Here is a 13,164-nt window from a genome sequence, read left to right as displayed (position 1 = left end):
CTCCTTTTTAAATCAAATATTATTAAACAGCACCCGGAAAGTCTAATTGGCGCCATGCCTCATATACAAATACAGAAACAGCATTAGATAAGTTCATAGATCGGCTATCTGCTCTCATTGGAATACGCAGTTTTTGTTGAAGTGGTAAAGCATCTAAAATACTAGCGGGTAAACCTCGAGTTTCAGGACCAAATAATAAAACATCACCATCCTGAAAATTGGCATTATGGTGATAGGTTGTTGTTTTAGTGGTGCAAGCAAGTAAACGTTTTCCTTCAATTGCCTTTAAAAAACTATCGAAGTCTTTATGTTGGTGAACATGTGTCATTTCATGATAATCCAATCCTGCACGCCTTACTTTTTTCTCATCTAAATCAAAACCAAGTGGTTCAATCAAATGTAAAACACAACCAGTATTCGCGCATAAGCGGATAATGTTTCCCGTATTCGGTGGGATCTCTGGTTCGTACAATGCAACTTCAATCATAGATTACTCGCAGTTAGTGGTAATGGTTATCTCATTAAATAGAGATGCTTTGATAGCAATCACAATAAATTTAGATAACATATTTAATGTAATTGCTATTGTTTTGTAATTCTTGGGAATTGTAAAATCATATGGACTTGCCCATCTTTATTTTCGGCCCAAATTTCCCCTTGATGTCTTAGCATCGCATTTTGTGCAATGCTAAGTCCTAAACCTGCTCCGCCAGTTTCTCTTTCGCGTGATTCATGTATACGATAAAACGGTTTAAAAATACTTTCTAATTCTGATTGCGGGATCAGGGGGCCATCATTACGTATAGTAATAGAAATGTTTTTCTCTTCAATCAGTATCTCAGTAATGATGTTATATTTTGCATATTTAATGGCATTACGAATAACATTTTCAATGGCGCGATAAGCAAGCTCATAAAAAACACTGATTTCGTTTTTAATTATTTCATTGCTTGTGAGGTCTGGGTAAGTAAATTTTTTACCATTTTCTTGTGCTTCAAATTCGGCATCTAAAAATAAATCTTCAAAGAAAGTATGTAAAGGAATATGTTCGAGCTCATATTCGTTCAGTTGTATTCTAGAAATATCTAACATTTCACCAATCATTATCTCCATACGTTCAGCTTCTATTTGAATACGTTCGAGTGCTTTATTTTCACCATCTTGTTTTTTAGTAATGGCTAAGGCTAAATTTAATCGTGTCAGTGGTGACCGCAATTCATGTGAAATATCGCTTAATAATCGCTTTTGATTTTTTAGCATATTCTTTAAAGAGGTGACCATTAACTGAATGGAGTAAGCAAGTTCATTCATCTCTTCACTTCGTTTTATATCAGGAAAAGGCGTGTCTAATTTCCCTTTTGATACTTGTATTGTTGCTTGTTTTAACTGTTGTAAAGGTTGTGTGAAATACCATGCAATATAAGCACAAATAGGCGTGCTTATTATTAATGCCACTAATAATAAGAGTAATGGCTTATCAATTAACCATTCAGTTAATTCCAATGATTTCTTTTGATTTAATAGGGCGATGTATAAGTAGTGACTCTTGCCTTGAATTTCTATTTGTATTGGACCTAGATAGGTTTTTTGTAAGTTTATTTTTTTAAGTGGGCGATTAGGGTCATCACTGTTCGCAATAAAGTTACGCATTTTGGCGGGAGCACTATCGTTAATCAAACGGCCTTTAGTTGTGGTTAAATAAATTTGGTGAGCACTTTTAAGAGGATCTGTTTCTAATAACTGCATAAGATCAACTTGAGGACTGCGAGCAACAAAATGATCAATATTTTGTTGTTGTAGTTTTAAGTCTTCTAAATCACTGCTAGTAATAGGCTGAAGGTTACGAGTGTCTAAATTCGGTAATAAAATAATCGCTGTTGTTAATAATAAAATGAGTAACCAGAAGGTGCCAAATATCCTTACAAATAGCGAGTTTAAAAATTTAAGTTTCACCGTTTACTTCCCTATATTATCCATAATTTGCAGAGGGTAGTTTAAGCGTAATAGTAGAAACAATAAAGTCAGCAATAAACTGTTTGTAAGCTTTGTTATATGACAGAGGAAATAAACAATAATGAGATAGGGGAAATGTTAACTTGTTAATTTAAGCTTGTTGAAAACACCATACTCAACAAGCTCGTTATGTCTATTTTGCAATGTATTTATTTAGTTAACTGCATAGCTGTTAGTGTTTACATCGCCATCTAGCCACATATAACCGCGACCACGGAAGTTTTTAACACGAGTTTTACCATCTAAGCGAGTAGGCAATTTGCGACGCAGGTTACTTAAATGCATATCGATACTGCGATCAAAAGGTTGTAGTTTTTTACCAAGTACTTGCTCACTTAAATCTGATTTAGAAAACAACTCGCCTGGGTGTTTTAAGAATTTTTCAAGTAGTGATAATTCAGTACCTGTTAATTCAATAGTAAAGTCCTGACAGATAGCTTGCTGCTGACTAGGAAATAACTCAATATCTAAATGACTTAATTTATTACTGTTATTCGCTGTTTTATATTGTGTGCGACGTAAAATAGCACGAATACGAGCAAGCAGTTCACGCTCACTAAAAGGTTTGGCCAAGTAATCATCAGCCCCCATTTCTAGACCTAACACTCTATCAATTTCATCACCTTTAGCGGTTAACATTAATACGGGTGTATTGCTTTTTTGGCGTAGCATTTTTAACATGTCGAAACCATTCATGCGGGGCATCATGACATCTAATAAGATTAAGTCGTATTCTTTACTAAGAGATTTACCAAGGCCTGTTTCACCATCGTGTGCTATTTCAATAGCGAAGCCTTCTAATGTTAAGAATTCAGCTAATAAAGAAACAAGTTCTTTATCATCATCAATGAGTAGTAGATTTTTCATAATATGACCCTTTTTAAAACCGATATAAATATTAATCATCATCCGGTTATTTAGTTTGTCTCTAATCCAAATCCATTCGTAAATAAGAGGGAAGTAAATAATATTTATTTGACCTCTTTATTAAAACGTATATTAGGGTAATTGTATGCTGACTTTACACTTCTTTACACAAGCTTACATTGGGTTTACCTTCCTATTCGGTGGCGTGTGCTGAGCCATTAATTTAAGCTGAAAAGGATATGTTAATCAATGTGCTTTTATATTTAATTGCTGAGTTTGATACATCCAGTTTAATCTTAATTACTATATTTAGACATCGCTTATCTCATATTTAACTGAACTTTGTATCTTGTATGATAACGGGTATAATCACCGCCCCAACGTTTTTAAGAGCTTATTATGGTGAATGAATCATCACATCCTGAAAAATATGCGCATTTAGTAAAACGAGCAGGCCAAGCTGCAATTATTGCTGCCTCTTTATTAATTATCGTTAAACTGATTGCTTGGGTTATGACGGGGTCTGCGAGTATTCTTGCTGCATTAACTGACTCTTTAATGGATGTAAGCGCTTCTATTATCAATTTGTTTGCAATCAAGGTCGCATTACAGCCCGCAGACAAAGAGCACAAATTTGGTCATGGAAAAGCAGAAAGTCTTGCTGGTTTAGCACAAGCTGCATTTATTTCAGGATCATCAGTTTTTCTTATGTTTAATGGTATTTCAGCCGTTATCAATGGTCATCAAATAGTCGCTAGTCATATTGGTATTGTAGTGATGGTGTTATCGCTTATTGTGACTTTAGCATTAGTCTTATTTCAAAGTTATGTTGTGAAAAAAACCAATAGCATGGCAATTAAAGCGGATGCGCTTCATTATCGGACAGACATTGTATTAAATGGTGCTGTTTTATTAGCCATTGTATTAGCTGGATATGGTTGGTATTGGGCTGATGGTGTATTTGCAATTGCTGTTAGTTTATATATTTTACATGGCGCTTGGGAGATAGGCTCACAATCTGTTGATGCATTGATGGATAAGAAGCTACCTAAAGAAGATGAAGAATTAGTTATTAAGCTCGCATATCAAATACAAGGTGTGCGTGGTATACATGATTTAAGAACACGTTATTCAGGTTATATTAAATTTATCCAACTGCATTTAGAGTTAGATGATGAACAAAGCTTATTTGATGCGCATGACAAAGCAGATAAGCTTGAGTTGGCACTTGAAAATGCATTTCCTGGTGCAGATATTTTGATCCACCTTGACCCTATTTCAGTGGTTAAGGTAGAAGATCGCATTGATATAAAACAGTAGAGACAACACCGATTTGATGGTTAAGGAAAAGTAAAATAATGGAAGAGATAGCAGCAAATCTGTGGAAGAAAATTAGAGAAGAAGCTTGGGTGAGTTCAGCGAATGAGCCTATTTTAGCGAGTTTTTTTTATTCAACCATTTTAAATCATAAAAACTTATCATCTGCATTAAGTTATCAATTAGCTAACCGTCTAGATAGCCGCACTATGCCGGCTATTTTGGTACGTGAAGTAATTGATGAAGCATTTCTTAGTGATCAAAGTATTTTAGAAAGTGCGATTGCCGATATTATTGCAGTAAAAGAGCGTGACCCAGCAGTTGAAGAATATTCTATTCCTCTTTTATATCTTAAAGGTTTTCATGCGTTGCAAATTCATCGAGTTGCTCATTGGTTATGGCACCAAAACCGTGTTGCACTTGCTCTTTACCTGCAAAACCGTAGCTCAGTTATTTTTGGGGTTGATGTACATCCGGCTGCAACCATAGGTAAGGGTATTATGTTTGACCATGCAACGGGTGTTGTGATTGGTGAAACAGCAGTAATTGAAGATAATGTTTCTTTATTACAGGGCGTTACATTAGGTGGTACGGGTAAAGAAGGAGGCGATCGTCATCCTAAAATCCGTCAGGGTGTGATGATAGGTGCTGGCGCGAAAGTATTAGGTAATATTGAAATTGGTATGGGTGCCAAAGTCGGCGCGGGTAGTGTTGTATTAGAAGCTGTACCTCCTCATACCACTGTAGCGGGCGTACCTGCAAAAATCGTAGGTAGACCCTCTTGTGATATGCCATCTTTATCGATGGAGCAAAATCTTTAACCTTCCAAGGGATAAGATCCTTTATTATTTTTATCGTGAAAGTGCTGCTATTTATCTGAGCCAACATACGCAAAACGTGGTTGGCTTTTTCCTTCTATTTCCACTTGCTCTTTAAACATATCTAAAGGTCTAACCCATAAAGCACCTTCACCATATAATGGGCGATAAACAACCATTTTATCTTCTGTTTCACTGTGGGTTGCAATCCCTTCTACTTGGTAAAAGTTACCTTTGTAATGTTGGTACTTACCTATTTGTAAATCCTTAGACATCTTATCTCCTAAAAAATTCAAAAAATATGAAGGTTTAGACTAACATAATGCGAGTTTAAAGACGATTTAGGAGTTTTTTTCATAAAACACAAAACAAAGGTTGAATAAGCGTCTTAGAATGCTTATTCTCGTTGAATTCCAGTTAACCATTTACTTTGTATTAAGGGTCTTTAGATGACATTTGAGCTATTAGAAAAATTAGAAAATAAAATTAACCAAGCTGTAGAGACTATTGCATTACTGCAAATGGAAATTGAAGAGCTTAAAGAAGATAAAGTTAACTTAGCAGAAAAAACTGAGCAGCTACAAACTGCTAATGATAGTTTGAATGCTGAACATCAACAATGGCAAGAGCGTTTAAGTGCATTAGTTGGTAAAATTGAACAAGCTGAAGAGACTATTGATTAATCAATTGCTACTCTTTTTTAAATGTTTGCCTGTATTAAAAAGCCCAATATTAATTGGGCTTTTTGTTATTTGGCTTTTGAGTAAATAGGCTTAAGATTTAAAAAACTTCATCTTCATCGGCGTCTTCATCATCCAGTACTAATGGCTCTGGTGAAATAACGATACCAGTACTATCTGCATATAAAAAATCTTCAGGCAAAAACGTCACACCTGCAAAGTTAACAGGTACATTCGCTTCACCGATGTCAGTATCATCTGCACCTACGGGCATTGCAGTGATAGCTTGAATGCCAATATCTAACTCTTCTAATGCATCAACTTCACGTACACAGCCATTAACAACAATGCCTTCCCAGTCGTTTTCAACGGCTAATTCTGCAATGTGTGAATTAATTAATGCACGACGTAATGAACCGCCACCATCGATTAATAACACTTTACCTGCACCATTATCTTCTAACGCTTTGTAAATTAATCCAACAGATTCAAAACACTTGATCGTGACTACTTCGCCGGCGAAAGAATTTCGACCTCCAAAGTTAGTTAGTAGTGGTTCTACTACGTCAATGGTATCTGCGTAAATATCACATAGAACAGAAGTATTGTATTGCATATATAGGCTCACTTTTGATGATGAAGTTAATTTTAGTATAAACGTAACGTACTCTAATTCAATCTTATTCTCAGATCTCTGTCGAAAATTTAAACAATTATTTTTATTAGTCTAATTCATCAAAAGTACTACGGATGAAAGATTTTTCACAATAATGACATTTCAATTTTAATTTCTTTTTTTGCTGTACATAGAATCGTGATTTAACAGGTTCATTGTGGCTAATACAATTGCTATTAGGACAAGCTAACACATCAATAAATGAACTTGGTAATTGTACTTTGAATTTGTTAACTACTTTAAAGTCTTTAATTTGGTTAATGGTGGCATTAGGTGCAAATAAAGCCAATTGATTCGCTTGTTGGTCATTGAAAAAAGTATTTTCAATTTTAATTAAATCCTTACCTTTACCATTATGTGTTGCGAGGTTTAGGCCAATAGTGATTTTTTCATTGGTTTGTGTGAATTTAAAAAACTTTAAGATCTTCACCCCTTGGCGAGCAGGGATATGGTCAATTACAGAACCTTGTTCAATCGCTTCTACTTGTAATTTCTTTTGCATGTTAAAACCTTAAGCGTTTGCTTGAAAATGATTGGTTAATAATAAAGCTAGTAAAGCTTGACGCGCGAAAATACCATTTTGTGCTTGTTGGAAATAATAAGCGTAAGGTGTTTCATCAACGTCATAATCAATTTCATCGATACGTGGTAACGGATGCAACACTTTTAGGTTATCTCTGACATTATTTAACATAGCGGCATTGAGTAAAAAAGCAGATTTCATATGTTGATATTCTGTTTCATCAAAACGTTCTTTTTGAACTCGTGTCATGTATAAAATATCTAATTCATCAACTACTTCTTCAATACTGTTATGTAATGAGAAGGTAATATTACGCTCATTTAATTCTTCAATAATATAATCAGGCATTGCTAAAGCTTCTGGCGAAATAAAGTAAAAATTACAATTAAACAGTGACAAAGCTTGTGCTAATGAATGCACAGTACGGCCGTATTTAAGATCACCCACAAACGCAATATTCAAGTTATCTAGACGTGATTGTGTTTCATAAATAGTGAATAAATCTAATAACGTTTGTGTTGGATGTTGGTTTGAACCATCACCACCATTAATCACTGGAACTGAAGTGAATTCAGACGCTAATCGAGCAGCTCCTTCTTGAGGGTGACGCATAAAAAAAGCATCGGCATAAGAAGAGATGACTTTTACTGAGTCGGCTAAGGTTTCCCCTTTTTGTGCCAGTGAAGTATTACCACCACTATCAAAACCAATAATACTGCCACCTAAACGCTGTACTGCTGTTTCAAATGACAAACGAGTCCGGGTTGATGCTTCAAAGAAACAACTTGCCACTACTTTGTTATTTAATAGTGTCGGTTGTGGGGTTTTCTTTAAAGATTCGGCTGTTTGTAGGATTAGTTCTAGATCTGAACGTGATAAATCAGCAATGGAGATAATATTTTTTTGGTATAACGGATTAGTCATTTTTTCACACTCATGTTGTCAGGCCAATATGATTAAGTCATGTTATCGGAATAAGTGAAGCAGATAATGTCGAAAATTATATCACTATCGTTTTGATTTGTTGCTATTTATCCTGCATTTAAAATCTTTATTTTTTGAACTTATTCATCGTAAGCGACCTAAAGTAATTGTTTGTAATATCATGGTATTGCACCTTGCTTGCTTACCTGTATTAAGGTTATCCTCAAAATTGATTTTTATGTTAGGTGTATTAAATGCTAAAACGTTATTACTTGTTGTTCGCGAGTTTATTCTGCTCCAGTCTTTTTGCTGCTACATGGCAAGATTTGCAGTCGCTTTTACCTAAAGGTACACAAGTTTCTTATTTAGTGATTGATGCGCAAAAGCAAACTCATATTACCCGCTTTCAAGAAGAGACATTAAGAACGCCTGCCAGTATACAAAAGCTTTTAACAGCAACCACTGCAAAACTTTATCTTGGTAAAGACTTTCGTTATCAAACGGTTATTAAAGGAGATAAAAAAGCGCTGAAGGGCGGACGATATAATGGGGATTTGACCTTGTATTTTACCGGTGATCCAACGCTCGGTAGGGCCGATATTCGAACTTTATTACAGACATTAAAGAGTGTGGGCATTAAGCGCATAAAAGGGGATTTTTTACTAAATAATAGTCATTTTAATGGTTATCAATGGAGTAATGGACAAGCATGGAATGATTTAGGTGTTTGTTATACTGCGCCAACAAATGCCATTATTATCAATCGTAACTGTGTCTTAGGTAATTTAAGCTTAGCTTCACCTGATGCACAAAAAGCAACATTGTATATACCCGAATATGAACCCGTTGATATTACTAGTAATGTTTCCATTGTGACCAAGCAACAGCGAGATGAGCAATTCTGTGCTTTAGAAGTCACCCGAGATAGTCAAAATAAATACCATTTATGGGGCTGTGTTGTGCCACGAAAACGCTATTTTCCTTTAGCATTTGCAGTAAACGATCCTGAGCTTTATGCGCAACAAATTATTCGTAATGAGTTAAAGCAAGTAGGTATTACATTAACCGGGAAAGTGAAAATAGATTCTCATATTAAGAATGATAATAGTCTCAATGTGCCTATTAAAAAAACAGACCAACAGAGCATTCTAGCAAGTTACCAATCACCGCTATTAGATGTGTTATTACAAGAGATGATGAAAGACTCTGATAACTTAATTGCAGATAGTTTATTTAAAACCATTGGCGCGCAATATTTTAAAAAACCGGGTAACTTTCGTAATGGTGCAAAAGCCATGAAGACCATTTTAAAAGTGCATGGTATTGATCTTGAAAATGCTTATATCGCAGATGGTTCGGGCTTGTCTCGTCATAATTTAATGAGCACAGAGTTATTCATGTCAGTGATGCAATTTGTATATGCCCATGATGACACATTAGGACTGATTGATAGTTTTTCAGTGGCAGGTGTTGACGGCACTCTAAAATATCATAAAGGGGTTAATACAGCTCTACTAAGAGGAAATGTTATTGCTAAAACGGGCTCTTTAAAAGGGGTCGCTAATTTAGTGGGCATAGTGAAAAGTGAACAAGGCGATAAGTTGTTTGTGTTAATGATTAACGGTTATAACCCTAAAGGCAGTGTTGTAGAAGCTAAAATACCTCGCCATGAAAAAGCATCTGTTTATTTATTTGAAAAAGCATTTTTTGAGAAAATTTTACACGGAAAATAATGATCAAGTGCATAAAAGAAAGGCTTTAATGTATTCGTACCATTAAAGCCTTTTCAATAAAGCTAATATATGTAGTTAAATATTAGTACTTATCTATTCTTTAATAGGAAACCAAGTAGTTGGTTTTCCTTTATTAAATAATACAACCCCAGTTGAGTTTGCTGCTTTATCAACTGTTTTTCCATCGCGTGTCCGTAATGGATAACTTAAACCATCAAAATCAAGCTGCTGCCATTTATGATCGCTTTCAACAAGCAGACTCTGCCATGAAAAGTGTCTCTCTTTAGCAATGATTACAGGTGCTTGGACGCGTGATACTCGACTTGAAAAATGTAATCCTTTATCTTGTGCTTCAAAAATTAGCATGTCACAACCTGTTTTAGAGCACCAATCAAGTAAGACAATTGCTTCGTCTTTTCCATCGCCATTTAAATCAAATCTTAGCGAATTAAAACGGGTATCTTTAGGATCTGTACGATGCATTTTAAAGTAATCACGAACTGCTGATTGCACCTCTCTATCAACCTGTGTACTAGGACTGATCCGTTGTGCTGTAAACTGACGTTTAGCTTGGATGGTTTCTGTTTCTAGTGCGCCATGTTGTGCATTCATTTGTTTAAATACTAATGGTGAAGGGAAAGAGGTTAGAATATTATTTTTATTTATTTCACGGCTTGAAAGGGCTAAGCCTTTTCTATCAAAAACAATTTCTTCTCGTATCGTTTTATCACCTTGTTTGGTCAGCATCAACACCACTTGATTTGGTGTGTTACTCTTCCAAAAACCGGTTTTTAGTATTTGTATTCCACCGTTACCTTGGTTGTATTCAGCGGTATAGTTCGCATTTAAGGTTAAATTAATTTCTTGCGTTTGATCTGCAATTTTAGACTGGCTTAAATAGAAACCTTCCAATAGTTGATCTGCAGATAAACGTCCTGGTTCACCACAGCCTGAAAAATTGCCATGGATAGTGTTTGCTTTAGTGGTGTAACCCCAGAATTCTTTATTATCATCGGTATAACAATGACCTGGTTTTACTTCTAATAGCAGCGTTTGACCTTGTTGATTAGTGCTTTTCAAATGATTCGCTTTAGCATTTTGGAAATCTACATCATCTAAAATGTAGGATTGATTACTGGCCTTAGTTGCTAAAAACAGATTGTTATTATGCATATTGATACGCCAGTATGGGTTTTCCCCTTTAGCTTTAAAACTAAAGGTATCAATTGTTTTTGCACATTGTAGTGATGATTTGGCTAAAGCCATATGATGTACATGATCAATACGAACGATGGAAGCGTTATCACTATCATCTTTATCTGGGAATATTATTTCACCTGAAAACTCGATATACACAGGTTGTTCACTTCTACCTGCAATTTTTTTATAAATATCGGTTAATGCTGTCTCGGTTTTAATTTCGTATTCTGAGTTGTCATCACAAGGTTTAAAGTAACCTTTACCATTTTTGTAAGAAAATTGGCCGCGAAAAATACTGTCTAATACTTGTGAGAAATCTTTGTGCACAACTTGTGCTTTTGGTGGTGTATCTATCTGAACTGGTGGTTTTGAAGAGCAGGCAGCTAATGCGAGTAGCAATGGAGAGGTAAATAACAAAGAACGGGAGAAACGCATAATAGACCTTAGGTGCAATAGAGTGCACAGAGAAAAGTAAAATAATCCTCATTATACAGTGAGTAAATTATTTTACTTAGACGCTCAGGTCATTTACTTCTCATTTTTTAAATAGAAATAAATGACCTGAGTAATAAATGGTTATTTACTAAATGAACAAGCAAGTTTTAAGCTTCTTTTTCATCTTTTGTTTTATTTTTTCCTGCCCAATTAGGTTTGCCTTTTGCCTTAATAGTGCGATGACGTTGTTTGCCCATCTCTAGTTTTTTCTTTTGACGTTTTTCTTTTTGCTGGCGTTTAACTTCTTCTTCGCGCGCTTTGCCTTTTTTCGTTAATGGCTTTTTAGTTTTACGTAAGCTAACTTTTGCTTCTTTATTTTGTGGACGTAAACCTTTAATCACACGACGTTTTAAAATCTGATCTGTATAACGCTCAACTTTTGCTAGGATATCAATGTCATGTGCTTCAATAATTGAAATAGCAGTACCTTTTTTACCACCACGAGCAGTACGACCAATACGATGTACATAAACATCAGCACTACGAGGCATATCGTAGTTAATTACGTGTGTTATATCAGGTACATCAATACCACGAGCAGCTACATCAGTTGCAATCAATATATTAGTTGTACCTTCTTTAAACTGACGAAGTGATAGATTACGTTTTTCTTGATCCATTTCACCACGTAAGTAGTTACAACGAATATTAAGCTCTGCTAATTGAGCCACTAATTGTGCAAGACGATCGCGTGTTTTTACAAAAACAATCATCTTATGTACTTGTTCGTGCTCAGGCTCTTGTTGTAAAATCGCAGCTAAAATTTGTAGTTTATGCTCTGGATTATCAGCAAGATGGATATATTGTAAAATTTTACCACTTTCTCGACGTGTGACTTCTGCATCTAACTTGATAGGATTATTTAATACATCACGAGCAAAATCACGCAGACCTTTACCTTCTAATGTTGCTGAAAATAAAGCGGTCATTTTACGCCAGCGAGCTTCACCAGCAATGCGATCCATTTCTGCAACAAATCCCATATCGAGCATTCTGTCTGCTTCATCAAGTACTAAACATTCAACTTCACGACAATCAAATGCTTCTGCATCTATGTATTCCATCAGGCGACCAGGTGTTGCAATAACAATATCAACTGATCCCATAATGATATCTTCTTGCGCTTCGTAAGAAATACCACCTATGATATTACCCACTACTAATTGCGTACCAGCAACCAGTTGCTCTGCAACTTCGCTGATTTGTACTGCAAGTTCACGTGTTGGTGTGAGTACGAGAATACGAGCGGAACCGCCTTTACGACGAGGATAATCGATCAGTCGTTGTACTGCAGGTAACAAAAATGCCAGGGTTTTACCTGTACCAGTAGGCGCGCTTGCCATGATGTCTCGTTCATCCATTGCTGGTGGGATCACCAAATTTTGAATACTAGTTGGACGAGTGTGCCCCATTTTAGCAACGGCGTTTAATAAGTGCTGATCGAGTTCAAGCGATGCAAATGACATGAATATTTCCAATACAATAAAACAAAGAACACATTATAAAGCAAAGTTCAGATTTAAGGGGGAAATTGTCTATTAATTAACAGATTTAATTACATCGGCAGTGTATAGCTCAATTTTTGGAAAAATAGCTACGTTAAAACGAGCACTAACGTAGCTTAAGGGAGGAGATAAGTCATATCAGTCACAGTAAATAGCTGCTCTATTTTACTGGTTAAAAAAACTCACTTATTTGTTATAAATTTCATCAATGGAACCAGAATTTATCTCAATTTACGCCTCGAATTGAATTGTTTTTTCTGCGTAAAATTTAGAACACATACATAATGCAATTGTTATTAGGTTTTTGTTCTGGCGTTATTGTTATTTAATATTATTTAATATTATTTAATGCTTACTTACTGTAGAACACAAAAAAAAATATGCAATATTGGTTTGAAAAGGGCTTTTAAATA

General features: G+C 35.3%; 13 protein-coding genes. 4 read left to right on the top strand and 9 right to left on the bottom strand.

Going from position 1 to position 13,164, the window contains the following annotated elements:
- Positions 1 to 22 precede the first annotated feature (22 nt).
- From trmL to E2R68_RS04160, 3 genes are all read right to left on the bottom strand, one after another.
- On the bottom strand, positions 23 to 487 hold the full coding sequence (gene trmL / locus E2R68_RS04170) for a tRNA (uridine(34)/cytosine(34)/5-carboxymethylaminomethyluridine(34)-2'-O)-methyltransferase TrmL (protein ID WP_134276261.1): 465 nt from the start codon (positions 485 to 487) through the stop codon (positions 23 to 25).
- Positions 488 to 582: 95 nt separating this feature from the next.
- Complete coding sequence (locus E2R68_RS04165) at positions 583 to 1,953, bottom strand: ATP-binding protein (RefSeq protein WP_134276260.1); 1,371 nt, start codon at positions 1,951 to 1,953, stop codon at positions 583 to 585.
- A gap of 213 nt (positions 1,954 to 2,166) precedes the next feature.
- Positions 2,167 to 2,880 carry a response regulator gene (locus tag E2R68_RS04160; protein ID WP_134276259.1) on the bottom strand — a complete coding sequence of 238 codons (714 nt, stop codon included), beginning with the start codon at positions 2,878 to 2,880 and terminating at the stop codon, positions 2,167 to 2,169.
- 399 nt (positions 2,881 to 3,279) lie between these two features.
- Here E2R68_RS04160 and E2R68_RS04155 point away from each other — a divergent pair, with 399 nt between their 5' ends.
- Positions 3,280 to 4,200 carry a cation diffusion facilitator family transporter gene (locus tag E2R68_RS04155; RefSeq protein WP_134276258.1) on the top strand — a complete coding sequence of 307 codons (921 nt, stop codon included), beginning with the start codon at positions 3,280 to 3,282 and terminating at the stop codon, positions 4,198 to 4,200.
- Between the two features lie 38 nt (positions 4,201 to 4,238).
- A complete protein-coding gene (gene cysE / locus E2R68_RS04150; protein ID WP_134276257.1) occupies positions 4,239 to 5,018 on the top strand; it encodes a serine O-acetyltransferase in 780 nt (259 codons plus the stop codon).
- 47 nt (positions 5,019 to 5,065) lie between these two features.
- On the opposite strand, the gene E2R68_RS04145 is transcribed toward cysE, so the two are convergent.
- On the bottom strand, positions 5,066 to 5,290 hold the full coding sequence (locus E2R68_RS04145) for a DUF1653 domain-containing protein (RefSeq protein ID WP_134276256.1): 225 nt from the start codon (positions 5,288 to 5,290) through the stop codon (positions 5,066 to 5,068).
- 174 nt (positions 5,291 to 5,464) lie between these two features.
- Between E2R68_RS04145 and E2R68_RS04140 the strand changes: the two genes are divergently transcribed.
- Positions 5,465 to 5,698 (top strand): cell division protein ZapB, encoded by a 234-nt coding sequence (locus E2R68_RS04140; RefSeq protein WP_134276255.1) that lies wholly within the window; start codon positions 5,465 to 5,467, stop codon positions 5,696 to 5,698.
- Between the two features lie 97 nt (positions 5,699 to 5,795).
- On the opposite strand, the gene rraA is transcribed toward E2R68_RS04140, so the two are convergent.
- The 3 genes from rraA to pyrB form a co-directional block, all read right to left on the bottom strand.
- Positions 5,796 to 6,311, bottom strand: coding sequence for a ribonuclease E activity regulator RraA (rraA, locus tag E2R68_RS04135; RefSeq protein ID WP_134276254.1), 516 nt, complete (start codon positions 6,309 to 6,311; stop codon positions 5,796 to 5,798).
- 106 nt (positions 6,312 to 6,417) lie between these two features.
- Positions 6,418 to 6,873, bottom strand: coding sequence for an aspartate carbamoyltransferase regulatory subunit (gene pyrI / locus E2R68_RS04130; protein WP_134276253.1), 456 nt, complete (start codon positions 6,871 to 6,873; stop codon positions 6,418 to 6,420).
- A 9-nt stretch (positions 6,874 to 6,882) separates the two neighbouring features.
- A complete protein-coding gene (gene pyrB / locus E2R68_RS04125; RefSeq protein ID WP_134276252.1) occupies positions 6,883 to 7,818 on the bottom strand; it encodes an aspartate carbamoyltransferase in 936 nt (311 codons plus the stop codon).
- Positions 7,819 to 8,072: 254 nt separating this feature from the next.
- On the opposite strand from pyrB, the gene dacB reads away from it, so the two are divergent.
- The gene (dacB, locus tag E2R68_RS04120; protein ID WP_134276251.1) at positions 8,073 to 9,551 is read left to right on the top strand and encodes a D-alanyl-D-alanine carboxypeptidase/D-alanyl-D-alanine endopeptidase; all 1,479 of its coding nucleotides are present in this window, start codon (positions 8,073 to 8,075) and stop codon (positions 9,549 to 9,551) included.
- Positions 9,552 to 9,644: 93 nt separating this feature from the next.
- Here the strand turns inward: dacB and E2R68_RS04115 are convergent, their stop codons facing one another.
- The gene (locus tag E2R68_RS04115; RefSeq protein WP_134276250.1) at positions 9,645 to 11,186 is read right to left on the bottom strand and encodes a COG3650 family protein; all 1,542 of its coding nucleotides are present in this window, start codon (positions 11,184 to 11,186) and stop codon (positions 9,645 to 9,647) included.
- 167 nt (positions 11,187 to 11,353) lie between these two features.
- Positions 11,354 to 12,712 carry an ATP-dependent RNA helicase SrmB gene (gene srmB, locus E2R68_RS04110; protein WP_134276249.1) on the bottom strand — a complete coding sequence of 453 codons (1,359 nt, stop codon included), beginning with the start codon at positions 12,710 to 12,712 and terminating at the stop codon, positions 11,354 to 11,356.
- Positions 12,713 to 13,164: the final 452 nt, after the last annotated feature.

It is taken from the genome of Psychromonas algarum, assembly GCF_004376845.1.
Classification (GTDB): domain Bacteria; phylum Pseudomonadota; class Gammaproteobacteria; order Enterobacterales; family Psychromonadaceae; genus Psychromonas.
Note: the sequence above shows the minus strand (reverse complement) of the source record. Positions and strands in the feature narration are given on the sequence as shown.